At 73.0% G+C, this 23,869-nt stretch carries 25 protein-coding genes; 13 read left to right on the plus strand and 12 right to left on the minus strand.

Annotation, left to right across the window (positions count from 1 at the left end; translation table 11 throughout):
- Positions 1 to 2: 2 nt before the first annotated feature.
- From AB0D74_RS44550 to AB0D74_RS44565, 4 genes are all read right to left on the minus strand, one after another.
- A complete protein-coding gene (locus tag AB0D74_RS44550; protein ID WP_362600189.1) occupies positions 3 to 869 on the minus strand; it encodes a hypothetical protein in 867 nt (288 codons plus the stop codon).
- A 28-nt stretch (positions 870 to 897) separates the two neighbouring features.
- Complete coding sequence (locus AB0D74_RS44555; protein ID WP_362600191.1) at positions 898 to 1,581, minus strand: LPXTG cell wall anchor domain-containing protein; 684 nt, start codon at positions 1,579 to 1,581, stop codon at positions 898 to 900.
- A gap of 249 nt (positions 1,582 to 1,830) precedes the next feature.
- Complete coding sequence (locus AB0D74_RS44560; RefSeq protein WP_362600193.1) at positions 1,831 to 2,349, minus strand: ATP-binding protein; 519 nt, start codon at positions 2,347 to 2,349, stop codon at positions 1,831 to 1,833.
- Positions 2,350 to 2,527: 178 nt separating this feature from the next.
- Complete coding sequence (locus tag AB0D74_RS44565) at positions 2,528 to 2,947, minus strand: STAS domain-containing protein (RefSeq protein WP_362600195.1); 420 nt, start codon at positions 2,945 to 2,947, stop codon at positions 2,528 to 2,530.
- A gap of 322 nt (positions 2,948 to 3,269) precedes the next feature.
- Between AB0D74_RS44565 and AB0D74_RS44570 the strand changes: the two genes are divergently transcribed.
- Entirely contained in the window at positions 3,270 to 4,163 is an 894-nt protein-coding gene (locus tag AB0D74_RS44570; protein ID WP_362600197.1) for an RNA polymerase sigma factor SigF, read from the plus strand.
- A 169-nt stretch (positions 4,164 to 4,332) separates the two neighbouring features.
- Positions 4,333 to 5,844, plus strand: a complete 1,512-nt coding sequence (locus tag AB0D74_RS44575; protein WP_362600199.1) for an RICIN domain-containing protein — start codon at positions 4,333 to 4,335, stop codon at positions 5,842 to 5,844.
- A gap of 1 nt (position 5,845) precedes the next feature.
- Here the strand turns inward: AB0D74_RS44575 and hutI are convergent, their stop codons facing one another.
- From hutI to hutU, 4 genes are all read right to left on the minus strand, one after another.
- Complete coding sequence (hutI, locus tag AB0D74_RS44580) at positions 5,846 to 7,024, minus strand: imidazolonepropionase (protein ID WP_362600201.1); 1,179 nt, start codon at positions 7,022 to 7,024, stop codon at positions 5,846 to 5,848.
- Positions 7,025 to 7,059: 35 nt separating this feature from the next.
- The gene (locus AB0D74_RS44585) at positions 7,060 to 8,421 is read right to left on the minus strand and encodes a formimidoylglutamate deiminase (RefSeq protein ID WP_362600255.1); all 1,362 of its coding nucleotides are present in this window, start codon (positions 8,419 to 8,421) and stop codon (positions 7,060 to 7,062) included.
- Positions 8,412 to 9,614, minus strand: a complete 1,203-nt coding sequence (locus AB0D74_RS44590; protein WP_362600203.1) for an allantoate amidohydrolase — start codon at positions 9,612 to 9,614, stop codon at positions 8,412 to 8,414. Before AB0D74_RS44590 ends, AB0D74_RS44585 begins: the two co-directional genes overlap by 10 nt.
- A 188-nt stretch (positions 9,615 to 9,802) precedes the next feature.
- Positions 9,803 to 11,467: a urocanate hydratase gene (hutU, locus tag AB0D74_RS44595; protein ID WP_362600205.1), complete on the minus strand. Its 1,665-nt coding sequence runs from the start codon at positions 11,465 to 11,467 to the stop codon at positions 9,803 to 9,805.
- A gap of 165 nt (positions 11,468 to 11,632) precedes the next feature.
- Here hutU and AB0D74_RS44600 point away from each other — a divergent pair, with 165 nt between their 5' ends.
- The 5 genes from AB0D74_RS44600 to AB0D74_RS44620 all read left to right on the plus strand — a co-directional run bounded on the left by AB0D74_RS44600 (position 11,633) and on the right by AB0D74_RS44620 (position 15,267).
- Positions 11,633 to 12,994, plus strand: coding sequence for a diaminopimelate decarboxylase (locus AB0D74_RS44600; RefSeq protein ID WP_362600207.1), 1,362 nt, complete (start codon positions 11,633 to 11,635; stop codon positions 12,992 to 12,994).
- Positions 12,995 to 13,166: 172 nt separating this feature from the next.
- Positions 13,167 to 13,556 (plus strand): hypothetical protein, encoded by a 390-nt coding sequence (locus tag AB0D74_RS44605; RefSeq protein ID WP_046731666.1) that lies wholly within the window; start codon positions 13,167 to 13,169, stop codon positions 13,554 to 13,556.
- Complete coding sequence (locus tag AB0D74_RS44610; RefSeq protein ID WP_362600209.1) at positions 13,553 to 14,344, plus strand: transcriptional regulator; 792 nt, start codon at positions 13,553 to 13,555, stop codon at positions 14,342 to 14,344. The genes AB0D74_RS44605 and AB0D74_RS44610 overlap by 4 nt, the downstream gene beginning before the upstream one ends.
- A 31-nt stretch (positions 14,345 to 14,375) precedes the next feature.
- A complete protein-coding gene (locus tag AB0D74_RS44615) occupies positions 14,376 to 14,876 on the plus strand; it encodes a roadblock/LC7 domain-containing protein (protein ID WP_362600211.1) in 501 nt (166 codons plus the stop codon).
- A gap of 16 nt (positions 14,877 to 14,892) precedes the next feature.
- Complete coding sequence (locus AB0D74_RS44620) at positions 14,893 to 15,267, plus strand: hypothetical protein (protein ID WP_355717317.1); 375 nt, start codon at positions 14,893 to 14,895, stop codon at positions 15,265 to 15,267.
- Between the two features lie 7 nt (positions 15,268 to 15,274).
- Here the strand turns inward: AB0D74_RS44620 and AB0D74_RS44625 are convergent, their stop codons facing one another.
- The 3 genes from AB0D74_RS44625 to AB0D74_RS44635 form a co-directional block, all read right to left on the minus strand.
- On the minus strand, positions 15,275 to 15,877 hold the full coding sequence (locus tag AB0D74_RS44625; RefSeq protein WP_362600213.1) for a hypothetical protein: 603 nt from the start codon (positions 15,875 to 15,877) through the stop codon (positions 15,275 to 15,277).
- Positions 15,878 to 15,972: 95 nt separating this feature from the next.
- Positions 15,973 to 16,815, minus strand: coding sequence for a MurR/RpiR family transcriptional regulator (locus AB0D74_RS44630; RefSeq protein ID WP_362600215.1), 843 nt, complete (start codon positions 16,813 to 16,815; stop codon positions 15,973 to 15,975).
- Entirely contained in the window at positions 16,812 to 18,320 is a 1,509-nt protein-coding gene (locus tag AB0D74_RS44635) for an aromatic amino acid ammonia-lyase (protein ID WP_362600217.1), read from the minus strand. The genes AB0D74_RS44630 and AB0D74_RS44635 overlap by 4 nt, the downstream gene beginning before the upstream one ends.
- 141 nt (positions 18,321 to 18,461) lie before the next feature.
- Between AB0D74_RS44635 and AB0D74_RS44640 the strand changes: the two genes are divergently transcribed.
- The 6 genes from AB0D74_RS44640 to AB0D74_RS44665 all read left to right on the plus strand — a co-directional run bounded on the left by AB0D74_RS44640 (position 18,462) and on the right by AB0D74_RS44665 (position 22,994).
- Entirely contained in the window at positions 18,462 to 19,499 is a 1,038-nt protein-coding gene (locus AB0D74_RS44640) for an ABC transporter ATP-binding protein (RefSeq protein WP_362600219.1), read from the plus strand.
- Entirely contained in the window at positions 19,496 to 20,137 is a 642-nt protein-coding gene (locus AB0D74_RS44645) for an ABC transporter permease (protein WP_362600220.1), read from the plus strand. The genes AB0D74_RS44640 and AB0D74_RS44645 overlap by 4 nt, the downstream gene beginning before the upstream one ends.
- A gap of 1 nt (position 20,138) precedes the next feature.
- Complete coding sequence (locus AB0D74_RS44650) at positions 20,139 to 20,801, plus strand: ABC transporter permease (protein ID WP_362600222.1); 663 nt, start codon at positions 20,139 to 20,141, stop codon at positions 20,799 to 20,801.
- A gap of 10 nt (positions 20,802 to 20,811) precedes the next feature.
- Positions 20,812 to 21,741 carry an ABC transporter substrate-binding protein gene (locus AB0D74_RS44655; protein ID WP_362600224.1) on the plus strand — a complete coding sequence of 310 codons (930 nt, stop codon included), beginning with the start codon at positions 20,812 to 20,814 and terminating at the stop codon, positions 21,739 to 21,741.
- A gap of 143 nt (positions 21,742 to 21,884) precedes the next feature.
- On the plus strand, positions 21,885 to 22,508 hold the full coding sequence (locus AB0D74_RS44660) for a carbonic anhydrase (RefSeq protein WP_362600225.1): 624 nt from the start codon (positions 21,885 to 21,887) through the stop codon (positions 22,506 to 22,508).
- Between the two features lie 72 nt (positions 22,509 to 22,580).
- The gene (locus AB0D74_RS44665) at positions 22,581 to 22,994 is read left to right on the plus strand and encodes a hypothetical protein (protein WP_362600227.1); all 414 of its coding nucleotides are present in this window, start codon (positions 22,581 to 22,583) and stop codon (positions 22,992 to 22,994) included.
- A 35-nt stretch (positions 22,995 to 23,029) separates the two neighbouring features.
- Here AB0D74_RS44665 and AB0D74_RS44670 read toward each other — a convergent pair whose 3' ends face one another.
- On the minus strand, positions 23,030 to 23,791 hold the full coding sequence (locus tag AB0D74_RS44670; RefSeq protein WP_362600229.1) for an SDR family oxidoreductase: 762 nt from the start codon (positions 23,789 to 23,791) through the stop codon (positions 23,030 to 23,032).
- Positions 23,792 to 23,869: the final 78 nt, after the last annotated feature.

Raw genomic sequence — 23,869 nt, forward strand, 5'->3', positions numbered from 1 at the left:
CCTCACCTCACCGCTCCCGTCAACTCGACCTCCGTGGAGGTGGGTTCGGCCGCCCGGTGGGCACGCCGCCTGCGTAGTCGTACGGCCGTCACGGCGGCCCCCGCCGTCAGTGCGCCCGCGGTCCCCGCCACCGCGCCCCAGGGCACGAACCGGGCCCGCGTGCTCGCCGTGTCCTGTGCGCCGCCCGCCGCCGTCGCCGTCAGCCGGACGTCGGCCGCGTCCAGGGCGGGGTGGCCGGGCCAGGGCTCGCTGAGCCGGGTACGGGTACCGGGGGCGAGACGGACCGGGAGGGTGCGCGGGGACCGGTCCAGGAGGACCCGGCCGAAGACACCGTCGGCGTGCACCGCGAGCCTGGGTACGAGCGCGGTCGTGCCCCTGTTGACCAGCTCGTACGTGATGCGGTCGCCGTGCACGGCGAGGTGTTCGACGGTCAGCGCGGACAGGGCGGGGCCGCCGACGCGCAGCCGGATCCGGACGGTGGCGGTGCGCCCGGCGCGGTCCTCGGCGACGAGCCCGCCGACACGGTCCCCGGGCGTGGCGCCCGCCGGGACGGTCACGGTGAAGGGGACGTCGGCCCGGGTCCGGGCAGGGACGCGCACGCTCTGCTCGGCGAAGGCGACCGGAACACCGGTGCCCGTGCCCGTGCCGGTGCCCGTCAGCCGTACCGTGACGGGGTGGCCGCCGGGGTTGGTCACCGACACGGTGTCCTGGAGGACCGTCCCGGGGGTGCCCTCGGCGTAGAAGGACGGCCGGCCGCCGCCCGCGGGCGCGACGGACCAGCCCTCGGCGGCCGACGCGGGCGGGGCGGTGGCGAGCAGGGTCAGCGCGGCGAGGCCGAGGACACGGGCGGCGGACTGGGCGGACGGCATGGGCGGCTCCAGCGGTCGGACCCGGAGGTCAGCGGCGTACGGTCTGGTTCCGCCGGGTCAGCCAGAGGGTGCCGGCCGCGCCCGCGAGGAGCACGGTGCCGCCGAGGGTGCCGAGGGCGACGAACGAGTCCTCGGGACCGGTCTTGGGGAGAGTGCCGCCGGAGTCGGTGCCGGTGCCGCCGGACGACGACGAGCCCGAACCGCCGGAGCTGCTCGAACCGCCGCCCGCCGCGGTCACGTCCAGGGTGAGGGACGGGCCGGGGTTGTTGGCGGGGGTGCAGGTGGTCGTCGTACCGAGCGCCTTGATGGTGAGCGTGCCCGCCGTGAACGTCACCTTGCCGGACTTCTCCGGGGTGTAGGTGCCGCTCAAGTCGTTGATCTTTATGGGGGTGTTGGCGGGGATCGCGGCCTGGTTGGCGGGGCCGGTGACGTTCAGGGTGCCGCTGTCGGCGCCACCGAGCTTGATGGTGGCGCTCGGGTTCATCGCGCCCTTGCCGAGTTCGACGGGGCTGGAGGAGACGCCCTTCTGCCAGGACATCGTGATCTTGTAGCCGCTGCCGCTCTTGACGCCCGTGATGTCGATCGGGGAGACGGCGCTCTTGGCACCGATCGGCGTCTTGCACTGGTAGTTGACGTTGACGACGGTGGCGTGCGCCGCGGGGGCGGCGAGCAGCACCGCCGATCCGGCCAGGGCGGCGGCGGACGCGAGCACGGCGGTACGTTTCGGGTACGACGACACGGTCGGTCCACCCCATTCGTTACTGACGAGGTATCAGATTCGGCCGTCAAGGTACGCCGGGGCCCATAAGGAGGGAAGAGAAAGGGCGTGGCGGAAGTGTGGGGATGCTGAAGCGCCCCGTACGTCTGAAAGCGTCCGCGACTGAGGCGCCCCGAAAGGGGCGCGGGGAACTGCGCGACCAACCCCCACCGGCCGTCAGCCGAAAACCAACGCGGCGCCCCCTTACGCCGGTGCCCCCAACTCCGCCCACACGGTCTTCCCGGCCGCCCCGGCCGTCCGCACCACTCCCCAGTCCAGACACAGCCGCTGCACGATGAACATCCCGTGCCCCCCCGGCCGCCCGGCCCGATGCGGCGTCCGTGGCGCCGGCTCCCCGACCCCCCGGTCGGACACCTCCACCCGGATCACCTTCTTGTCGCAGGCCAGGAACAGTTCGTCCGGCCCCTCCGCATGCAGGCACGCGTTGGTGACGAGCTCGGAGACGACGAGCAGTACATCCTCCGCGGCGGCCCTGCGGTCGGCCGTCGCGGCCGGCAGCCACCCCCACGCGTGCAGCGCCTGGCGGGTGAAATCACGGGCGAGCGGTACCACCCCGCTCTCGCCGTGAAGGCGCAGCCTGCGGACCTGACGACCCCCCGTCGAGGCCGGCAGCTCGTCGGACGCCGCCTCCTCGGACATCCCCGAAGCGCCGCTGGGCTCCGGGCCGCGGTCGCCCGGCGGGTAAGGCCGGGTGGTGCTCATCAGCGCTTCACCTCACCGATTCACCGGTTCACATGGAAAATATCGGGTTGCTGCAGTTCGTACGGACCTGCCGGCGCGCCCGGCTCGAAGAGGCCGGGCGGCGACAGATCCAGAATGTCTCCTGCCCGAGCGATCCACGGGAACACCCCCCGGTTCCGGACGCCGGGCCGGCCGGGGCTCAGCCCTGGCCGCCGGTGGCGCCGGACCCGCCGCCCCCACCGCCGCTGCCGTCGTCGGCCAGCGCCGCCTCGACGGAGTCGTGGACGGTGAAGACCGCCTCGGCGCCGGTGATCTCGAAGACCCGGGCGACGACGGGCAGCATCCCGGCGAGGTGCACCCCGCCCCCGGCGGCCTCGGCCCGCAGCCGGGCACCGAGCAGCACGTTCAGCCCGGTGGAGTCGCAGAACTCGAGGCGCGAGCAGTCGACGACAAGGCGCGAGAAGCCCTTGTCGAGGAGATCGTCCAGCGGCTCGCGCAGCAGGTCGGCGGTGTGGTGATCGAGCTCACCCGCCGGAATCACGACGGCGCTGGAGCCCTCTTCCCGCACCTCCACCAGCAGCCGGCCCGACTGTGCGCTGCCGACCGTCCCGTGGTCCATTGCCGTCTCTCTCCCGAGGTCGTGACCGCTTCCGCCACCGTCCGACCGTTGTCCGACGATGCCCACCGATGTCCGCCCGAACGCCGTGCCGACGCCCTCGAACATTACGCCTTCTGCACGCAACCCGACACCCGAACAAACCCCCAGAACAGGACAAACCCTAATAGAACGGACTTGCGACCGGCTCGCCGGAGCGGGTAGGGCTAGTAGGGACACGTACAGGCAGGGACACGTAACCGACACGGCCGGCTTTGGAGGCGCCGCACACCGCAGTGCACGCACGGCTCCGGCAGCCTCATTGCCGAGAACGATGGAGGACACCATGTCACCCCGGCTCGACGCCTCGCACGCCCACACGGCGACGTCGACTCCCCCACCGGAACAACTGGATGCCATCGAGGGATTCTTCGCCGAACTCGGACTCCCGGAGATCCCCCCGTACGACGAGGTCGACGCGGTCGACGCGCGAGCCCTGTCCAAGACCCTCTTCGAGCGGCTGGAGTCGCTGGAGGAAGGCACGCACGAATATTCGTACGTCCGCAACACCCTCGTCGAGCTGAACCTCGCGCTGGTCAAGTTCGCCGCCTCCCGCTTCCGCTCCCGCAGCGAGCCGATGGAGGACATCATCCAGGTCGGCACCATCGGCCTGATCAAGGCGATCGACCGCTTCGAACTCTCCCGCGGCGTCGAGTTCCCCACCTTCGCGATGCCGACGATCATCGGCGAGATCAAGCGCTTCTTCCGCGACACGTCGTGGTCGGTACGCGTCCCGCGCCGCCTCCAGGAGCTCCGCCTCGACCTCGCCAAGGCGGGCGACGAACTGGCCCAGAAGCTGGACCGCGCCCCCACCGTCACGGAACTCGCGGAACGCCTCGGCCTCTCCGACGAGGAGGTCGTCGAGGGCATGGCCGCGTCCAACGCGTACACCGCCTCCTCGCTGGACGCGCAGCCCGAGGAGGACGAGTCCGAGGGCGCCCTCGCGGACCGCATCGGCTACGAGGACCACGGTCTGGAGGGCATCGAGTACATCGAGTCCCTGAAGCCCCTCATCGCCGAACTCCCGGCCAGGGACCGCACCATCCTCTCCCTCCGCTTCGTCGCGGGCATGACCCAGTCGGAGATCGGCGACGAACTCGGCATCTCCCAGATGCACGTCTCCCGGCTGTTGTCCCGCACGCTCGTGCAGCTGCGCAGGGCCCTGACGGTGGAGGAGTAGCCCCGGCGACACCGGAGGAACCGCCCCGGCCGGCCACCGCACCGCCGGGGCGACGGGGACCTCCGGCCCCGGTCCGTCACGTCTTTGGCCAAAGCTCCCCCGATACCGCGAGTCACACCCCAAACTGGCCGGTACGTCAGGAAGGACGGCCCGCGAGAAGGGGTGCACGATGGTCGAGGACATCCAGGGCGGTCCGCCCTCGGACACACGCCTGACCGAGCTCCTGCGCACCCCCACCGCCACCGCCTATCCCGCCCTCCAGGAACTCCGGGCCCGCCACCACCCGGCGGTCCTCGGCTACGCCCGCCTCTGTTCGGCCGGCGACGCGGCGGCCCGCCGGCTCACCGCGCAGACCTTCACCACCGCCGCCCGCGACATCGCGCGCGGCGCCGAGCCGGTCGTCCCCCTCCGCCACCACCTGCTCCTGCTCACCGCCCGGCTGGCCGCGGACTGGTCCGGCGACGAGAACTCCGCCGCCCTCGACCCCACCCTCCTGCTGGTCCTGAACTCCTCCGGTGTCCCCGGCGGCCCGACCCCGCCGCTGCTCCCGGCGTTCCAGTCCCTGCCGTCCCGCACCCAGGGCCTGATCTGGTACGGCGTCCTGGACCAGGAGCCCGCCGAGCGCACCGCCACCTACCTCGGCCTGACCCCCGAGGACGTCCGGTACGACACCCCGCCCGCCCTCCAGTCCCTGGCCCAGGCCTGTCTGCGCGCCCGCCTGGCCGCCTCGGACGACCCGCGCTGCGCGGACTTCCGCCGCCTGATCGAGGAGTCGGTCCGCCCGGAGAACCCCCGGCACAGCCCCGACCTGCACGCGCACATGGCGCACTGTCCGCACTGCACGGCCGCGTTCGAGGACCTCAGCGCGCTCCGGGACAGTCCGCGCGAGACCCTGGCGGAGGGTCTGCTGCCGTGGGCCGGCACGGCGTACGCGCGCCACGATCCGACGCCGCCACCGGCGCCGCCCGCCGCCCCCGGCCCGCACCGGCAGCGCCGCATGCCGTCCCGGCGCCTGCTCCTGACCTCCACGGCGCTGGGCGTGGCCCTCGTACCGCTGCTGCTGTTCCTGGTGACCCACCGGAGCACGGGGACCCCGGACCCCGCGGCGGCCACCCCGCCGCCCCCGAGCCCCCAGGTGACCGTGACGGCGACGGCGACCGTCTCGCCGGGGCCGTCCGGTGCCTCACCGAGCCCCGCGCCCAGTGCCAGTGCCGTGTCACCTACCCCGACCCGGTCCGCCCGTCCGACCCCCTCCCCCAGCCCCACCCCCAAGCCCCCGGGCACGTCCTACGCGCAGGTCGTGAACCTCGCCACCGCCCGCTGCCTGGACGTCCAGGACGCCGACTTCGACAACGGCACCGACGTCGTCACGGCTCCCTGCTCCGGCTCCGACAGCCAGCGCTGGCGCGTCGACGAGTCCCGGGGCGTGCTGGAGTCCGCCGCCGACCCCGACTTCTGCCTGGACAGCCGGGGTTCGGTCGACAAGGGCGTCGGCATCTGGAGCTGCGACTCGGTGGACGGCGACCACGGCGACAACCTCCGCTTCACCGTGACCCCCGACGGCGAGATCCGCCCCGAGATCGCCCTCGAAACGGCCCTCACCCCGACCGGCGCCGACCAGCTCTCTCTGACCCCGGTGAACGACGGCACGGGCCAGCGCTGGCGGGCGGGGGCGGGCTGACTCAGCCGACGGCCCGGACGCCCTTCCGCCACACCTCGCCGACCAGCGGCACGCCGGGGCGGTAGGCGAGGTGGACGTGGCTCGGAGCGTCGAGGACGAGCAGGTCGGCGTACGCGCCGGGGGTCAGGCGGCCGATGTCGGTCCTGCGGAGGGCTGCCGCGCCTCCTGCCGTGGCCGACCAGACCGCCTCGTCGGGGGTCATGTGCATGTCCCGTACGGCCAGGGCGATGCAGAAGGGGACCGAGGACGTGAAGGACGAGCCGGGGTTGCAGTCGGTGGAGAGGGCGACCGTCGCACCGGCGTCGAGGAGGCGGCGGGCGTCGGGCCATTCGGCGCGGGTGGAGAACTCGGCGCCGGGCAGCAGGGTGGCGACGGTCCGGCTGTTGGCGAGCGCGTCCACGTCCTCGGGCGTCAGGTGGGTGCAGTGGTCGGCGCTGGCCGCGTCGAGTTCCACGGCGAGCTGGACACCGGGGCCGTAGGAGAGCTGGTTGGCGTGGATGCGCGGGGTCAGCCCCTTGGCCTTGCCCGCGGTGAGAATCGTCCGGGCCTGGTCGCCGTCGAAGGCGCCCTTCTCGCAGAAGACGTCGATCCAGCGAGCGTAGGGGGCGCAGGCGTCGAGCATCTCGCCGGTGACGAGGTCGACGTAGGCGGCCGGGTCGTCGGCGTGGTCGGGCGAGACGATGTGGGCGCCCAGGTACGTCACTTCGTCGGTGTGCTTGGCCGCGATGCGCAGGGCGCGGGACTCGTCGGCGACCGTCAGGCCGTAGCCGGACTTCGTCTCGAAGGTCGTGGTGCCCTGGCGGAGGGCCTCGGCGAGGTAGTGCGTGAGGTTCCGCTCCAGCTCCTCGTCGGTGGCGGCGCGGGTGGCCGCGACGGTCGTGCGGATGCCGCCCGCCGTGTAGGAGCGGCCGGACATGCGGGCGTTGAACTCCTGGGTGCGGTCGCCCGCGAAGACCAGGTGGGAGTGGGAGTCCACGAAGCCCGGCAGCACCGCCCGGCCGCCCGCGTCGACCCGATTGTCAGTGGCGGGTGCTTTGCTGGATTCACCGGTCCACACGACACGGTCGCCGTCGATGACGACGGCCGCGTCCTGGATCAGACCGAGAGGGGAGTTGTCACCGAGGGAGGGGTCGTTGGTGACCAGCGTGGCGATGTTGGTGATGGCGGTGCTGCTGCTCATGATGGCCTCGTCGGAGTCCTTGTGGGGGCTGGTCGTCAGGTGCGGAGGGCCTCGACGGCCCGCGCGAGGGCCTGTGGCACATCGGGTACGAGGGTGTGCGCGCCGTCCCGTACGACGTGACGTCCTGCGACGACCGTGTGCCGTACGTCCGCCGCGGTCGCCGCGAATACGGCCGTCTCGGCGCCCAGTCGCGGGACCGGCCCCGCGGTTCTGACGGAGTCGAGCGCGATCGTCGTCAGGTCGGCGAGCATGCCGGTCTCGATGGCGCCCGCGTCGTCCCAGCCGAGGGCGGCGTGCCCGTCGGCGGAGGCGGCGCGCAGCAGGGCGGCGGCCGTCCAGTGGCCCCGGGTGCGGGTGCGCAGCCGCTCGTTCAGCTCCATCGCGCGCGCCTCTTCGAGCAGGTCGATGACGGCGTGGCTGTCGGAGCCGAGGGAGAGCGGGGAGCCGGCGCGCTGCAGGGCGACGGCCGGTCCGATGCCGTCGGCCAGGTCGCGCTCGGTGGTCGGGCACATGCAGGTGCCGGTGCCGGAGTCGCCGAGCAGGGCGATGTCCTCGTCCGTGAGGTGGGTGTTGTGGACGCCCGTGGTGCGCGGGCCGAGGACGCCGTGGTCGGCGAGCAGCCGGGTGGGCGTGCAGCCGTAGGCGGCCAGGCAGGCGTCGTTCTCCGCCGTCTGCTCGGACAGGTGGACGTGCAGCGGGGCGCGCCGCTCCTCGGCCCAGCCGGCCACGGTCGCCAGCTGCCCGGCGGGCACGGCCCGTACCGAGTGGACGGCCGCCCCGATCCGTGCGTGATCCCGTTCCTTGAGAACTGAACAGCGTTCGGCCCAGGCTTCCGCGCTGCCGTCGGAGAAGCGCAGCTGGTGGGCGTTGGGCGGCTCGCCACTGTGCTTGTTCGAGATGGCGGAGGACAGGTAGGCGGTGTCGAGGAGGGTGATCCGGATCCCGGCGTCGGCAGCCGCCGCGATCAGTGCCTCGCCCATGGCGTTGGGGTCGGCGTACCGGGTGCCGCCGGGGGCGTGGTGGACGTAGTGGAACTCGCCGACGCAGGAGACGCCCGCCAGTGCCATCTCGGCGTACACCGCGCGGGCGAGCGCGTGGTAGGTCTCCGGGGTCAGCCGGTCGGCGAAGCCGTACATCAGCTCGCGCCAGGTCCAGAAGGTCCCGGAGCCGACCTGGACGGTGCCGCGCAGGGCGCGGTGGAAGGCGTGCGAGTGGGCGTTGGCCAGGCCGGGGAGGGTGAGGCCGCGCAGCACCTCGGCACCCGGCGGCGGCACCGGCACCTCGGTCCGCACCGCCGTGATCCGGCCGTCGGCCACCTCCACGGCGACACCCGGCTCGACGTGCGTGTCCAGCCAGGCGTGTTCCAACCAGTACGTCGTCCGTGTCGTCACGCGCAGGCCAGCCCTTCCAGTACGTCGGCGAGTGCGCTCACCCCGGCCACGCAGTCGTCCTCGGCCGCGAACTCGGCCGGGGAGTGCGAGACGCCGGTGGGGTTGCGCACGAACAGCATGGCGGTCGGGATGCTCCCCGAGAGGATCCCGGCGTCGTGTCCGGCACCGGTGCCGAGGACGGGCACGGTGAGGCCGGTGTCGCGGCCGAGGATGCGGCCCAGCTCGTCGCGCAGGGCGTGGTCGAACTCCACGACCGGCGTGAACGACTCGCGGACCACGTCCAGGTCGATGCCGTGCGCCTCCGCGTACTCCCGGGCCGCCTTCTCGATGCCGCCGACGACGGTGTCGAGGGTGGCATGGTCGGCGGCGCGGGAGTCGAGCCAGCCGCGTACCAGGGAGGGGATGGCGTTGACGCCGTTCGGCTCGACGGCGATCTTGCCGAAGGTGGCGACGGCACCGGCGAGTTCGGCCTCGCGGCGGGCGGCGAGCACGGTCTCGGCGTACGACAGCATGGGGTCGCGCCGGTCGACCAGCCGCGTCGTGCCGGCGTGGTTGGCCTCGCCGCGGAAGTCGAACCGCCAGCGTCCGTGCGGCCAGATGGCACTGGCGACGCCGACACGGTCGCCGGACAGGTCCAGCGCCCGGCCCTGCTCGACGTGCAGTTCGACGAAGGCGCCGATGCGGGCGAGACGTTCGGGGTCGGGTCCGATGGCGTCGGGGTCGTAGCCGGCGGCTGCCATGGCCTGCGGGAGCGTGATGCCGTCGCCGTCGGTGAGCCGGTGGGCCTGGTCGACGGTCAGGTGTCCCGCGGTCAGCCGGGACCCGACGCAGGCGAGCCCGAACCGGGCGCCCTCCTCGTCACCGAAGTTGACGATGGCGAGGGGCCGGGTGAACTCGGCTCCCCTGCCGCGGAGTTCGTCGAGCGCGGCAAAGGAGGACACAACGCCGAGGGGGCCGTCGAAGGCACCGCCGTCCGGCACGGAGTCCAGGTGCGAGCCGGTGACGACGGCGTCCCCGGCCGCCGGGTCCCCGAGCCAGGCCCACTGGTTCCCGTTCCGGTCGACCTCGTAGGCCAGCCCGCGCCCCTCGGCCTGCTCCCGGAACCAGGCCCGGCACTCACCGTCGGCCCCGGTCCAGGCGAAGCGCCGGTAGCCCCGGGAGTCGGCGTGCCGCCCGACGGGCAACAGCTCGCGCCACATCTCATGGAAGGAGGAACCCCCGCCGGGCCGCACTCGGCCACCCCGCCCAGGCTGCCCCCCGTCGCCCCGTACAGGCTGTGGGCAGTCGTTCCGCAGGGCGGAACGGGTGGGCACAGCCGACGCGGCAGACGGCGACGAGAGCTCAGCCCCCACCGGAGCGTTGCCGCTGCGTCCACCCTCGTGTGGGGTCACGCGTCGCCGCCCTCGCGCATCGGCACCCGGACGCCCCGCTCGTCGGCGACCGACTCCGCGATGTCGTACCCCGCGTCCACGTGCCGGATGACACCCATCCCGGGGTCGTTGGTCAGCACCCGGCGGATCTTCTCACCGGCGAGCTTCGTACCGTCGGCGACGGTCACCTGCCCGGCGTGGATGGACCGGCCCATGCCGACCCCGCCGCCGTGGTGGATGGAGACCCAGGACGCGCCGGACGCCACGTTGACCATCGCGTTCAGCAGCGGCCAGTCGGCGATCGCGTCGGAGCCGTCCAGCATGGCCTCGGTCTCGCGGTAGGGGGAGGCGACGGATCCGCAGTCGAGGTGGTCGCGGCCGATGGCCAGCGGCGCGGCCAGCTCGCCGCTCGCGACCATGTCGTTGAACCGCTCGCCGGCCTTGTCCCGCTCGCCGTAGCCGAGCCAGCAGATACGCGCGGGCAGGCCCTGGAAGTGGACGCGCTCACCGGCCAGCTTGATCCAGCGGTGCAGGGACTCGTTCTCGGGGAAGAGGTCGAGGATCGCCTTGTCGGTCTTGGCGATGTCGGAGGCCTCTCCGGACAGGGCGGCCCAGCGGAAGGGGCCCTTGCCCTCGGAGAAGAGCGGGCGGATGTAGGCGGGGACGAAGCCGGGGAAGGCGAACGCGCGGTCGTATCCGGCCAGTTGCGCCTCGCCTCGGATGGAGTTGCCGTAGTCGAAGACCTCGGCGCCGGCGTCCATGAAGCCGACCATGGCCTCGACGTGGCGGGCCATGGACTCGCGGGCGCGGGTGGTGAACCCGGCCGGGTCCTTGGCCGCGGCGTCGGCCATGTCCTCGAAGGCGACGCCGACCGGCAGGTACGACAGCGGGTCGTGGGCCGAGGTCTGGTCGGTGACGATGTCGATCGGGGCGCCCTCGGCGAGCATCCGCGGCAGCAGCTCGGCGGCGTTGCCCAGCAGGCCGATGGAGAGCGGGCGGCGGGCGTCCCGGGCCTCGGTGGCCAGCTGGAGGGCGTGCTCCAGGCTGTCGGCCTTCACGTCGAGGTAGCGGTGCTCGATGCGGCGCTCGATGGCGCGCGGGTCGCAGTCGATGCAGATCGCGACGCCGTCGTTCATGGTGACGGCGAGGGGCTGGGCGCCGCCCATGCCGCCGAGGCCGGCGGTGAGGGTGATGGTCCCGGCGAGGGTGCCGTTGAACTTCTTCGCGGCGACGGCGGCGAAGGTCTCGTAGGTGCCCTGGAGGATGCCCTGGGTGCCGATGTAGATCCAGGAGCCGGCGGTCATCTGGCCGTACATGGTGAGGCCGAGGGCCTCCAGACGGCGGAACTCCTCCCAGTTGGCCCAGTCGCCGACGAGGTTGGAGTTGGCGATGAGGACGCGCGGGGCCCACTCGTGGGTCTGCATGACGCCGACCGGGCGGCCGGACTGGACCAGCATGGTCTCGTCCTGCTTGAGGGTGCGCAGGGTGCGGACCATGGCGTCGAAGGAGCGCCAGTCGCGGGCGGCCTTGCCGGTGCCGCCGTAGACGACGAGCTTGTCGGGGTGTTCGGCGACCTCGGGGTCCAGGTTGTTCTGCAGCATCCGCAGGGCGGCTTCCTGCTGCCATCCCAGGGCGCTCAGTTCCGTACCGCGCGGCGCTCGTACGGGGCGGGGTCCTGACATGGTCTGCCTCCTAGCGGATCCGGGATCAACGGCCAGCGAAGTGTTCCTGCGGTTATTCACATCCTGACTTCCTGAATAGAACTAGTCAATACATCCGGTCCGCCAGCACGGCCGCGTTCCGGATGTTTCGCTGGACTTATGGGTCTTAAGGGTGTGGACGATGACATGTCGGAGGACGACGGCGAGCGGGGCGGGCGCCGGGACGACGCCGTGCGGGCGGCGGTGGAGCAGGGGCTGCTGGGGCCGGACGCGCCGATCGTAGGCCTGCTGGACGTGGCGGGCATCCGCGCGTCGGCCGCGGAGCTGCACAGGGCCTTCGGGGCGGTCGCGGCGCCCGGCACCGCGGTCCTGCACGCCTTCGCGGTGAAGGCGAACCCGCTGGTCCCGGTGGTGCGGCTGCTGGCCGAGGCCGGCCTGGGCGCCGAGGTGGCCAGCGCGGGCGAGCTGGCGCTGGCCCGGGCGGCCGGGACGCCGGCGGAGCGGATCGTGTTCGACGCGCCCGCGAAGACGGCGGCGGAGCTGCGCGAGGCGCTGGCGCTGGGCGTGGCCGTGAACGCGGACAACCCGCAGGAGCTCCGGCGCCTCGACGCGCTCGTGAGCACGGGCGGCACCGCCTCGCCGCTCGGGATCCGGGTGAACCCGCAGATCGGGGCCGGGGCGATCGCGGCCACCTCCACCGCGACCGCGACCTCCAAGTTCGGGGTGGGGCTGCGGGACGAGGGGGCCCGGGAGTGGGTCGTCCAAGCGTTCACGGAGCGGCCGTGGCTGACGCGGCTGCACGCGCACACCGGGTCGCAGGGGATCTCGCTGTCGCTGCTGGCGCGGGGCGTGGCGGAGACGTACGCACTGGCCGAGGAGATCAACGCGCGGGCCGGGCGGCGGCAGGTCGACACCCTCGACATCGGGGGCGGGCTTTCGGTCAACTTCGCCTCGGAGGCGACGGAGCCGACCTTCGCGCAGTACGCGCGGCTGCTGGCGGAGGCGGTGCCGGGGCTGTTCGACGGGCGGTACGGGCTGGTGACGGAGTTCGGGCGGTCGCTGCTGGCCCGGCACGGCACGGTGGTGGCCCGGGTGGAGTACGCGAAGAGCTCCGGCGGCCGGCGGATCGCGGTGACGCACGCGGGGGTGCAGGTGGCGCCGCGGACGGTGTACGTGCCGGGGGCGTGGCCGCTCCGGATCGCCGCGTACGACGCGAAGGGGCGGCCCAAGGAGGGGGCGCCGGTGGTGCAGGACGTGGCCGGGCCGGCCTGTTTCGCGGGCGACCTGCTCGCCGAGGGGCGCGTGCTGCCGCCCCTGGAGCAGGGCGACCTCGCGGCGGCGCTGGACACCGGGGCGTACTACTTCGGCAGCCACTACTCCTACAACTCCCTTGCCCGGCCGGGGGTTTACGGCTTCGCACCGGACGGCGGCGGGGGCGTGGCGTTCGCCGTCGTCCGGGAGCCGCAGACGGTCGCCGAGGTCGTGGCCGAATCCGGAGGGGCGCACGCCGACGCGCTCACCACCCTGCACGCAACCGGAAGCCGTTGAGACACCTCGGACAGCAGGGATCAACTGGTGCGAAAAGCAGCTCAGTTGACCAACACTAGTCTGCCGGGCGCATGTTCCACTGGAAAATGCCAAACGACTCACCCCTCCCGCACACGTTGCGTAGTGTCTGCGTCACTCAACCGGAGAGCCACGCGGCGGGAGGGGAGCCACGGTGCCCGGAATCGACGAGTGCTTACTGGAAGCGATGCGGTTGCCCGGGGCCCGGGGCGCCGCGTTGGTCGACTGGACCAGCGGGCTGGCCCTGGGCACGGTCGGCGAGGCGCCCGGCGGTGACCACGAGACCACCGCCGCAGAGGCCGCCGAGCTGGCCCGGCTGGCCGCCGAGCACGGGGCGTTCAGCACGGAGGACGACACCGAGGTGAGTCCTCCGGTGGAGGACCTGATCGTCAGCAACCGGGACAGCTACCACCTGCTGCGGTTCGTGGTCACGTCCTTCGACGCCACCGTGTTCCTGCATCTGTGGCTGACCCGCGAGGACGGCAATCTCGCCCTCGCCCGGATCCGGCTCGGCGAGATGGCCGAGCGGCTGGTGCTGGGATGACCGTGGTCGAGACGCCGCCGCCGCTGCCGGTCCGCGACCGGACGGCCCTGCACGAGAGAGCGCCCGGCGCGCTCTCCCCGATGCTGATACGCCTCGCCGAGGAGCGGGCCACCGGTGTGCTGGTCCGCGAGCACGGCACCCTGCACCTGGCCGAGGGCCGCGTGGTGCACGCCGAGAGCCCGCTCGCCCCCGGCCTCGACGTGCTCCTCACGGCCCGCGGCACGCTCGACGCGGCGGCCTGGCCCTGGACCGACGACATACCCGCGGCCATCCGCCGGCTGCTCGCCGCCGGCCTGCTGCCGAGGGGCGCCCTGGAGGTCTGCCGGCTCAACGTCCTGTACGACGCCGGGTACTTCGCACTGGCGCCCAGCAGCACCCCGGGCCGGTTCCGGTACGGCACCACGGCCGCCGTCGAACCGCTGCGCCCGGTCCCCGTCACCGCCCTGGAGCGCGAGACCCTGCGCCGCCGCGAGCTGCTGTACCGCATCTGGCCCGACCCGTCGGCGGACGGCACCCCGCTGATCCGCGCCGACCCGGTCGCGCCACCGCCGGTCACCCCCCGGCAACGGGCGGTCCTGGACCGGGTGGACGGCGTCCGCACGGCCCCGCAGATCGCCCGGGAGCTGGGCAGGCCGGCCTTCCACACGCTGGTGGACGTACGGCGGCTGGCGGCGGCCGGACTCCTCACCGCGAGGAACACCGCGCCCCTCCCGCCCCCGCTTCCCCCGGTCACCGACCCCGACATCGCGCTGCTGAAGAGGCTCAGGGATGCGCTGGAGGCCCTTTGAACGGCACCGCCCCGCCGAGAGGAGACAGCTGATGGCGGCAGAACCCGGCAGCTCCGACAGAGAGGCCGTCCTCGACGAACTGCGCCGGTTACGCACCCGGATGCCCCAGCTCACCGGAGCCCTCGCGGCCGGTGTGGACGGCCTGGTCGTCGCCCACGACTGCCCGGGCGTCGACCCGGAGGGGCTCGCCGCGCTCACCGCGGCCGAGCTCGGCGTCGCCGTCCGGGTCTCCGACGCCACCGGCAAGGGCGAGCTCAGGGAGCTGCTGGTGCGCGGCGAGGACGGCTATGTCGCCACCTACGCGGCCGGCCGCAGCGCCGTGCTCACCCTGCTCGCCGAGGACCGGGTGAACGTCGGCCGGCTCCACCTGGAGGGCCGCCGGGCCGCCGCCCGGATCGGCGAGGTGGTCGACGCCGCCGAGGCCGCCGCCAAGGCCCTGCGCCCCGCCCGCAGCACGGCCACACGGACCAGAACCGCGCGCACGCCGCGTACCAGCACCACCACCGACGCGCGCACCGCAACCGACAGTTGAGAGGAACCAGAAAGTCATGGCCAACACCGAAACCGCGCTGAAAGAGTGCCTGACCTCCATCGAGGGTGCCACCGGCGTGGCGCTCGTCGACTACACCAGCGGGATGGCGCTGGGCACGATGGGCGGCAGCAAGTCCTTCGACCTGAACGTGGCCGCGGCCGGCAACACCGACGTGATCCGCGCCAAGATGCGCACCATGGAGCACCTCGGCCTCAAGGGCGACATCGAGGACATCCTGATCACGCTCTCCAACCAGTACCACCTGATCCGGCTGCTCAAGGGCCGGGGCGGCAACGGCCTCTTCCTCTACCTGGTGCTCGACCAGGCCCGCGCCAACCTGGCGATGGCCCGGCACCAGCTGAAGCGGATCGAAGAGGACCTGGAGGTCTGAGCGACCCTCAGACCAGCGCCGCGGTGCGGCGGCGGGCCCCGCCCGGGGCCGCGTCGCCCGCCGCGATGCCGGTACCGCGGTAGGCCTTGACGGTCTTGCGGGCCGGGCCGCCGCCGCGCCTGTCGAGCCAGTCGACGCGCAGCCACACCAGCTGTTCGCCGGTCTTCTCCCGGCGGCCCAGCCAGGCCGCCTTCAGGCGCAGTCCGGTGCCGGTCCCGGCGAGCAGCATGCCGCCCGCCGCGGGCAGCACGAAGGCCGAACCGAGGGCGACGGCGAAGGCCGACAGCAGCCACCAGCGGTGCCCCCGGCGCCAGTTCCGCACGGTCACCGCCCGGTCCTGGAGCACGTCGTGCTTGCCGGCCCGGGCGGCCCCGTGCACCAGGGCGGTGTACCGCCTGCGTCGGGTGAGCGCCACGACGGCGGCGGCGACGATGAACAGCGCGGCCCCGGCCATGACGCCGATACGGCGTCCGGTGAACCCCGGCGGCAGCACCCCGACGCCCGCGGCGAACACCCCGCACCACCACAGCGGCGCGGCCCCGGCCCGTACGACCACGGCCACCCGGGCCAGTCCCTGTCCGCCGCGCCCTTCCCGTGCCCCACGCGCCATGTCCGCGGCCTCCTCGCCGGTGTCGGTCCAGTCCGTACGGCGGGACGCTAACCAGCGAACGTGAGACGAGCCTTAAAGAGCCCTTCGGCGAAGGTTCACTCGACGAACAGCCCGCGTGCCGCCGCCCGTGTGTCGAACTCCTCCAGGCGGGCCTGCGCGTCCGGCAGGTCGTCGCACATCGCCTCCAGGAGCACCCGGCCGAGCAGCATCGGCGCGCACGCCGTGTCGAAGGCGAGTCCGGTGCCGACGGCGGCCGGCAGCAGCAGGTCGGAGACCTTGGCGACGGGCGCGAAGGCCGAGTCGGCGACGGTCACGACGGTCAGCCCGGCCTCCTTCGCGTACCCGAGGGTGTCGACGACCTCGCGGGGGTGCCGGGGCAGCGCGAAGCAGAGCAGCGCCGAGGCACCGGCGAGGACGGCCGCGTCGATCCGGTCGTGGATCATGGTGCCGCCCTCGTTGAGCAGCCGTACGTCGGGGTGGACCTTGGCGGCGAAGTAGGCGAAGCCGTAGGCCTGCGAGGCGGCGGCGCGCAGGCCGAGCACCGGCAGCGGCCGGGAGGCGGCGAGCAGCCGGCCGGCCTGCTGCACCGGGCGCGGGTCGGCGAGCACCTCGGCGAGGTGGCGCAGGTTCTCGATCTCGGCCTCGACGGCCTGCTGGTACTCGTTGTACGACCCGTTGCCCGCCGCCTGCTCGGGGGGCACGACCTCGCGCAGGTGCCTGCGCAGCGCCGGGTAGCCGTCGAAGCCGAGGGCGACCGCGAACCGGGTGACGGAGGGCTGGCTGACCCCGGCGAGGTCGGCCAGCTCCACGCTGGACAGGAAGGGCACGTCGGCGGCGCGCCGCACCATGCTGTGCGCGATGCGCCGCTGGGTCGGCGTGAGCCGGTGCCCTTCGAAGAGCGCCTGCAAGCGAGTCGCAGGGCTGTCGGTCACGTTCATGACGTGCTCCCCCTCCAGATGTCCGTGAACCGGTCGAGCAGCCCGGCCGCCGCGGTGACGTCGTCCGTGAGCGGCCGGTCGGCCGGGTCCGCCTCCAGCGCCGCCTCGGCGAGCTCCAGCGCCCGCCCGGCCCCGAGCCCGGGGTCGGGACGCAGCTCGCGCTGGCGCAGCGCCCGTACGGCGGCGACGAGTTCGCAGCCGACCACCAGACGGTACGCACGGCAGGCGCGCAGCGTTTGACGGGCGGCGAGCGAGGCGAAACTGGCCTGTTCCTCGACGCCTCGGGAGAGTACAGCGTGCCCGAGGGAGGCGGGCGCGGAGAAGGCGCGCAGGTCGCCGAGGGCGGCGCCGGCGGCGTACTCCAGGATCATCACGCCGGAGGAGGCGGGCTCCTGGTCGGCGAGGAAGGGGCGCAGGCGGGTGAAGGCGGGCTCGTTGAGGGAGGAGAGGCGGGACGTGGACAGCCGCGCGACCTGGGTGACCGCGAGCCGGAAGTGGTCCAGGGCGAGGGCGAGCTGGGCCTGGTAGAAGCCGCCGTGGTGGTAGGCGGCCAGGTCCTCGGCGGAGATCAGGGGGTTCTCGGCGGCGGCGTTGATCTCGATGGCGAGGACCTGCTCCAGGGCGTCGGCGGCGTCGTGGGCCGGGCCGTGGATCTGGGGCAGGCAGCGGAAGCCGTAGGGGTCCTGGATCCGGCCGAGCGGCGGGGTCGGCCGGTCGGCGGCGCCGATCAGCTCCCGCATCCGGCGGGCGACCTCGACGCTGCCCCGGTGCGGGCGGGCCGCGTGCACGGGCGCCGCGAACGCCTCGTGGGAGCCGTCGACGGCGAGCAGTGACAGGGCCGCCACCACCTGGGTGGCCTCGATCAGCCCGCGCAGTTCGTGCAGGGCGAGCGCCGACTGGCCGAGGGTGAGGGCGTTGCTGCTGATCAGGGCGAGGGCGTCGTTGTTGTCCAGCGGCTGGGACTCCGGCGCCCCGGTGCCCCGCCAGGGGTGCTCCCCCACCAGCGCGAGGCCCACCTGGGCGAGCGCCGCGATGTCCCCGGTGCCGACCGAGCCGAACTCGTTGACGACCGGGTACGCGCCCGCCTCCAGCGCCTCGCACAAGGCGGTGACCACGCTCGGCCGCAGCCCCGCGCCGCCGGCCAGCAGCTGGTTGGCCCGCACCGCGAGCATCGCGCGGACCTGCCGGGCGGGCAGTTCGTCGCCGATCGCCCCGGCGTGGCTGCGCAGCAGCCGCAGTCCGTGTCCGGCGGCGGCCTCGGTGGGGACGTCCTCGTTCCGGTTGGCGCCGACGCCGGTGGAACGGCCGTAGACGCGGCCGGTCGCGGCGATCTGCCGGGCGGCGTTCCAGGACTCCTCCGCGCGGCGCATCGCCTCGGTGCCGGGGACCGGGCGGGAGGTGCCGTCGGCGAGGCGTACGACGTCCTCGACGCCCAGGCCGATGCCGTCGAGGACCACCAGGCCGGAATGAGTAATTCCGGGAGCGTCCAAGATGTGAGACGACATGACGCCCAAACCTCCCTCAATCCGGACACTCGATCTTGTACACCGGTCATCCGTTACCTCGGATTAACGCGAGACCGTTGACAACCTATTCATCTAACGAGAACTCTGCATGACGTTATACAGCCGGGCAAGGGACATCTCATGATCCAGTTCGATGCGGTCCACAAGCGCTTCCCCAACGGCACGACAGCAGTCCACGATCTCTCCCTGGAGATGCCGGAGGGCGGGGTCACCGTCCTGGTCGGCTCCTCCGGGTGCGGCAAGACCACCACCCTGCGGATGATCAACCGGATGGTCGAGCCGACCTCCGGCACGATCAAGGTGAACGGCAAGGACGTCACCGAGCAGGACGCCGCCGAACTGCGCCGTTCCATCGGGTACGTCATCCAGCAGGCCGGCCTCTTCCCGCACCGCACGGTGCTGGACAACGTCGCCACCGTCCCGCTGCTGCTCGGCTGGAACCGGAAGAAGGCCCGCGCCCGCGCCGCCGAACTTCTGGAGACCGTCGGCCTCGCCGCCGACGCCGGCAAGCGCTACCCGCACCAGCTCTCCGGTGGCCAGCAGCAGCGCGTCGGCGTGGCCCGCGCGCTCGCCGCCGACCCGCCCGTCCTGCTGATGGACGAGCCGTTCGGCGCCGTCGACCCGGTGGTCCGCACCCAGCTCCAGGACGAACTGCTGCGACTCCAGAAGGAGTTGAACAAGACCATCGTCTTCGTCACGCACGACGTCGACGAGGCCGTCCGGCTCGGCGACCGCATCGCGATCTTCCGCACCGGCGGCCACCTCGTCCAGTGCGCCCCGCCCGCCGAGCTGCTGGCCCGGCCCGCCGACGACTTCGTGGCCGACTTCCTCGGCGCCGAACGGGGACTGAAGCTGCTCTCCCTGCAGACCCTCTCCGGCGTCCCGCAGGGCCCGGCACCCCAGGGCGGCACCTGGACCCTCGCCCTCGACGCGGCCGGCAAGCCCCTGCACTGGGCCGCGAAGGACGCCGAACTCCCCGTACGGCCGCTGAGGGACGGGGACTCCCTGCTCGCGGCGCTCGACGAGTCGATCGCCTCCCCGACCGGACTCGTCGCCCGGGTGGACGCCCAAGGGGTCCTCACCGGCGTCTCGTCCCGCGACGACATCCACGTGCACGCCGGCCAGGCGCACAGCGCGGCCCGGGCGGTGGCGGCATGACCGTCGACTGGTCGTGGATCGGCGACCACACCGACGACCTCACCAGCCTCACCCTCTCCCACCTCCAGGCCGCGATGACCGCCGTCTTCTTCGGCCTGGTGATCTCGCTGCCGCTGGCGGTGGTCGCCCACCGGGTCCGCCCGCTGCGCGGCTTCCTGCTCGGCCTGTCCAACGTGCTCTTCACGATCCCCTCGATCGCGATCTTCGTCCTGCTGCTGCCGATCAGCGGCCTGACCCGGACCACGACCGTCATCGGCCTGACCGTCTACACCCTGGTCGTGCTGCTCCGGAACACGGTCGAGGGCCTGGACTCGGTCCCCGCGAAGACCAAGGAGGCGGCGAAGGCCATGGGCACCCGCCCGCTGCGCACCCTCCTCACCGTCGAACTCCCCCTGGCCCTCCCCGTGATCATGGCGGGGGTCCGGATCGCCACGGTCATGTCCATCTCGCTGGTGAGCGTCGCCACCTACATCGGCGACGGCGGCCTCGGCCAGCTCTTCACCGACGGCTTCCAGCGCGACTTCCCGACCCCGGTGATCGTGGGCGTGGTCCTCACGATCCTGCTCGCGGTGGTCGCGGACGCCCTGCTGGTGGCCCTCCAGTACGTACTGACCCCGTGGCGGCGGAGGCGAGCCTGACATGTTCGAACTCATCAAGAACCTCGGCACCTGGCTGACCAGCGGCTCCAGTTGGGTCGGTTCCGACGGCATCGCGCACCGCCTCGCCGAGCACCTCCAGTACTCGCTGCTCGCGACGCTCATCGCCGCCGCGATCGGCCTCCCGCTCGGGCTGCTGATCGGCCACACCGGCAAGGGCGCGTTCGTCGCCATCAACCTGGCGTCCTTCGGCCGCGCCCTGCCCACCGTCGGCCTGGTGGTGCTGGTCTTCCTCGCCGGCGGCCTGTCGATGCTGCCGGTGTACGTGGCGCTGGTCGCCCTCGCCGTCCCGGCGATCGTCACCAACACCTACGCCGGCATGACCGCCGTCGACCCGGACGTGAAGGACGCGGCCCGCGGCCAGGGCATGCGCGGCCACCAGGTGCTCCTCCAGGTCGAACTGCCGCTGGCCCTCCCCCTGATCATGACGGGCCTGCGCCTCGCGCTCATCCAGGTGGTGGCCACGGCCACCATCGCCGCGTACGTCTCCTTCGGCGGTCTCGGCCGCTACGTCTTCGACGGGCTCGCCCAGCGCGACCTCGTCCAGGTGCTCGGCGGCGCGGTGCTGGTCGCGGTCGTCGCCGTCGTCCTCGACCTGCTGCTGAGCAGCCTCCAGCGCTTCCTCTTCCGCCACCGCACTGCCTAGGGAACCCGAGATGAACCGTCGCACCCTCCTCGGTGGCCTGCTCGCCGCCGGTTCCGTCCCCGCCCTCGCCGCCTGCTCCAGCGGCATCACCTCCCTGAACGAGAGCAGCGGCTCGACCGCCGGCGGCGGCTCCAGCAAGGGCGGCATCACCATCGGCACCGCCAACTTCACCGAGAACCAGGTGCTCGGCTACCTCTACGCGGCCGTGCTGGAGAAGGCCGGCGTGAAGGTGAAGGTCCGCCCCAACCTCGGCACCCGGGAGATCGTGATCCCCGCGCTCAAGGCCGGCGACATCGACCTGCTCCCCGAGTACCAGGGCGCCCTCCTCAACTACCTCGCCCCCAAGGACGCCTCCGCCGAGCCGGGCACCATGCAGAACGCCCTCACCCTGGCGCTGCCCGCCGGTCTCCAGGTGCTGCCGTACGGGCAGGCCGCCGACTCCGACTGCTTCGTCGTCACCCGGGCCACCGCCCGGAAGTACGGCCTGACCTCCCTCGCCGACCTCGCCAAGCAGAACGGCAAGCTGGTCATCGGGGCCGCGCCCGAGGTGAAGAAGCGCCGGGTCGGCGCGATCGGGCTCCAGGAGGTGTACGGCGTCGAGTTCAAGGAGTTCAAGTCGCTCGACTCGGACGGGCCGCTGGTCAAGGGCGCGCTGAAGAAGGGCGACGTGGACGTGGCGAACCTGTTCACCACCGACACCGACATCACGGCCAACGACTGGGTGGTGCTGGCCGACCCGAAGAACCTGATCCCCAGCCAGCACATCGTCCCGCTGATCGCCGACCGCAAGGCCGACGACACCGTCCGCAAGGCCCTCGCCAAGCTCGGCAACATCCTCACCACCGAGCAGCTCACCCAGCTCAACAGCCAGGTCGACAACGACAAGAAGGACCCGGAGGACGTGGCCGCCGCGTACGCGAAGCAGCACGGACTGGCCTGACGGCCGCCCGCCGCCCGGGTCGGTATCGCACGGGCGATGATCCGCCCAAGAGCCGTTAAACCGACACCGAGCGTAACGTTTCCGCCGCGTACAGTGATGAACTCCAGATGGGAACCATCAGCGCCAGCACCTGAGGAAGCGACATGGCCTCGAACCCCAGGGCCCTGCCGACGGCCACCGCCGTCGGCGCACCGGCCGTCGCCCTCTCGCCGGCGGCCGTCGTCCCCGACTCGGCGAGCGCGGCCCTCGACGAACTGCTCCAGGGCAACCGGCGGTACGCCACCGGCCGCGCCCGCCGCGGCCGGGCCCCCGCAGCGCGCCCGTTCGCGGTGGTGCTCGGCTGCGTCGACTCCGAGGCCGCCCCGGAACTCGTCTTCGACCAGCGCCTCGGCGACCTGCTCACCATAAGGACCGCAGGCCAGGTGCTGGACGAGGCGGTACTCGGCTCCCTCCAGTACGGCGTCCAGGAACTGCGCGTCCCGCTGGTCGTGGTCCTCGGGCACGAGGGCTGCGGAGCCGTCGCCGCCACCCTCGCCCTGCTGCGCACCGGCGCGCCCGTCCCCGGCCACCTGGAACTCCTCGCCGCCGAGATCACCCCGGCCGCCCGCCGCACCAGGGCGCTGCCCGGCGACTGGGCCGAGCACACCATGCGGGCCCAGACGGTGTGGGCGCGGGACGCGATCCGGGCGGACCCCGGGTTCGCGGGGGCGTCCGTGGTCGCGGCCCGTCTGGACGCCGGCAGCGGGCTGGTGTCTCTGCTGCCCTGAGGGCGGACCCCCCGCCGGATCCGGGGGATTGCCCCAGTGCGGCGGGCTCCCGCGGCCCCTACCGTGGACGCCATGACGGACGTTCACGACACCGATCTGAAGAAGGACCTCGCCGCCACCCTGCACGCCCGCAGGGACCTGGGGCCCGAGTACGAGTCGGAACTGGTCGACTCCTTCCTGGAGAAGATCGACCAGCGCATCGACACCGCGGTCGAGCGCCGGCTGCGCCGGGGCCTGGCCGAGCAGCAGATGCAGGCGGCCCGAGGGGCCCGCAGGCCCAGGGGCACCGACTCCTGGGGCGAGCGCTTCGGCTTCGGGATCGTCTCCCTGGTGCTGGCGATCCCGCTCTCGGCGATCAGCGGCGCGTTCGGCGGCATGACGGGCGTGATCGTCACCTGGATCGGCATCGTCGGCGTCAACATGACCCAGGCCGTCCGCCTCAACCCCGGCCTGTTCCACCGGGCCGACCGCGACCCCGAGGACTGACCCGGGGTCCGCGCCGGCACCGGGGCCGGGCCGCCTCACACCTGCCGGGTCGGCTGGACGACGACCTGCCGCAGGTTGACGTTCCGGGGACGGCTCACCACGTAGCCGACCAGGTCGGCGAGGTCCTCCGCGGCCAGCGCACCCATCCCGTCGAACATGCCGGCCACCTGCTCGCGCAGCTCCTCGCCCTCGATGTGCGTGCCGAGCTCGGTGTCCGTGAGCCCCGGCTCGACGTTGGTGACCCGCACGTCACGCGGCCCGAACTCGGCGCGCAGGGACTGCGAGAGGAAGGTGACGGCGGCCTTGGTGGCGCCGTACACCGCGAAGGTGGGGAAGACGGCGTGCGCGCCGATCGACGACACGTTGACGAGGTCGGCGGTACGGCCCTCGGCCGCCGCCGCCACGAGGTCCCCGGTGAAGGCCCGCAGCACCCGCAGCACCCCGGTCACGTTGGTGTCGAGCATCCGCTGCCACTCGTCGATACGGCCGTCGTCCACGGGGTTCGGCAGCATGACGCCGGCGTTGTTGACGACGAGGTCGACGCTTCCGTAGGCCGCGTGCACGGCGTCGGCAGCCGCCTGCACGGAGGCGTCGTCGGTGACGTCCGCGACCACGGCGAGGGCCTCCCCGCCGTTCGCCCGGATCTTCGCCACGACCGTCTCCAGCCGGTCCGCGCGCCGGGCGAGCAGCGCCACCCGGGCCCCCGACCCGGCGAGCCGCAGGGCCACGGCCGCCCCGATCCCGCTGGCGGCGCCGGTGACGACGGCGGTACGGCCGGACAGGTTGTCGTACGACATGAGGTACTCCCTGGTGAAGCGCCGCCGGGACCGCCCCGGTGGCGTGTTTCCACCCTCGCCCGGGGCGGGCGGCCTACC

This window comes from Streptomyces sp. NPDC048278 (genome assembly GCF_040652195.1).
GTDB lineage: Bacteria > Actinomycetota > Actinomycetes > Streptomycetales > Streptomycetaceae > Streptomyces.

Excerpts from the sequence above, each read along its gene's own strand:
- AB0D74_RS44660 (WP_362600225.1), top strand. The coding sequence starts at position 21,885 with ATGGCCTCGAACCCCAGGGCCCTGCCGACGGCCACCGCCGTCGGCGCA.
- AB0D74_RS44560 (WP_362600193.1), bottom strand. The coding sequence starts at position 2,349 with ATGAGCACCACCCGGCCTTACCCGCCGGGCGACCGCGGCCCGGAGCCC.
- AB0D74_RS44640 (WP_362600219.1), top strand. The coding sequence starts at position 18,462 with ATGATCCAGTTCGATGCGGTCCACAAGCGCTTCCCCAACGGCACGACA.
- AB0D74_RS44645 (WP_362600220.1), top strand. The coding sequence starts at position 19,496 with ATGACCGTCGACTGGTCGTGGATCGGCGACCACACCGACGACCTCACC.
- AB0D74_RS44550 (WP_362600189.1), bottom strand. The coding sequence starts at position 869 with ATGCCGTCCGCCCAGTCCGCCGCCCGTGTCCTCGGCCTCGCCGCGCTG.
- AB0D74_RS44635 (WP_362600217.1), bottom strand. The coding sequence starts at position 18,320 with ATGTCGTCTCACATCTTGGACGCTCCCGGAATTACTCATTCCGGCCTG.
- AB0D74_RS44590 (WP_362600203.1), bottom strand. The coding sequence starts at position 9,614 with ATGTGGCGCGAGCTGTTGCCCGTCGGGCGGCACGCCGACTCCCGGGGC.
- AB0D74_RS44565 (WP_362600195.1), bottom strand. The coding sequence starts at position 2,947 with ATGGACCACGGGACGGTCGGCAGCGCACAGTCGGGCCGGCTGCTGGTG.
- AB0D74_RS44570 (WP_362600197.1), top strand. The coding sequence starts at position 3,270 with ATGTCACCCCGGCTCGACGCCTCGCACGCCCACACGGCGACGTCGACT.
- AB0D74_RS44650 (WP_362600222.1), top strand. The coding sequence starts at position 20,139 with ATGTTCGAACTCATCAAGAACCTCGGCACCTGGCTGACCAGCGGCTCC.
- AB0D74_RS44665 (WP_362600227.1), top strand. The coding sequence starts at position 22,581 with ATGACGGACGTTCACGACACCGATCTGAAGAAGGACCTCGCCGCCACC.
- AB0D74_RS44600 (WP_362600207.1), top strand. The coding sequence starts at position 11,633 with ATGTCGGAGGACGACGGCGAGCGGGGCGGGCGCCGGGACGACGCCGTG.
- hutI (WP_362600201.1), bottom strand. The coding sequence starts at position 7,024 with ATGAGCAGCAGCACCGCCATCACCAACATCGCCACGCTGGTCACCAAC.
- AB0D74_RS44610 (WP_362600209.1), top strand. The coding sequence starts at position 13,553 with ATGACCGTGGTCGAGACGCCGCCGCCGCTGCCGGTCCGCGACCGGACG.
- AB0D74_RS44655 (WP_362600224.1), top strand. The coding sequence starts at position 20,812 with ATGAACCGTCGCACCCTCCTCGGTGGCCTGCTCGCCGCCGGTTCCGTC.
- AB0D74_RS44615 (WP_362600211.1), top strand. The coding sequence starts at position 14,376 with ATGGCGGCAGAACCCGGCAGCTCCGACAGAGAGGCCGTCCTCGACGAA.
- AB0D74_RS44575 (WP_362600199.1), top strand. The coding sequence starts at position 4,333 with ATGGTCGAGGACATCCAGGGCGGTCCGCCCTCGGACACACGCCTGACC.
- AB0D74_RS44630 (WP_362600215.1), bottom strand. The coding sequence starts at position 16,815 with ATGAACGTGACCGACAGCCCTGCGACTCGCTTGCAGGCGCTCTTCGAA.
- AB0D74_RS44620 (WP_355717317.1), top strand. The coding sequence starts at position 14,893 with ATGGCCAACACCGAAACCGCGCTGAAAGAGTGCCTGACCTCCATCGAG.
- hutU (WP_362600205.1), bottom strand. The coding sequence starts at position 11,467 with ATGTCAGGACCCCGCCCCGTACGAGCGCCGCGCGGTACGGAACTGAGC.
- AB0D74_RS44625 (WP_362600213.1), bottom strand. The coding sequence starts at position 15,877 with ATGGCGCGTGGGGCACGGGAAGGGCGCGGCGGACAGGGACTGGCCCGG.
- AB0D74_RS44670 (WP_362600229.1), bottom strand. The coding sequence starts at position 23,791 with ATGTCGTACGACAACCTGTCCGGCCGTACCGCCGTCGTCACCGGCGCC.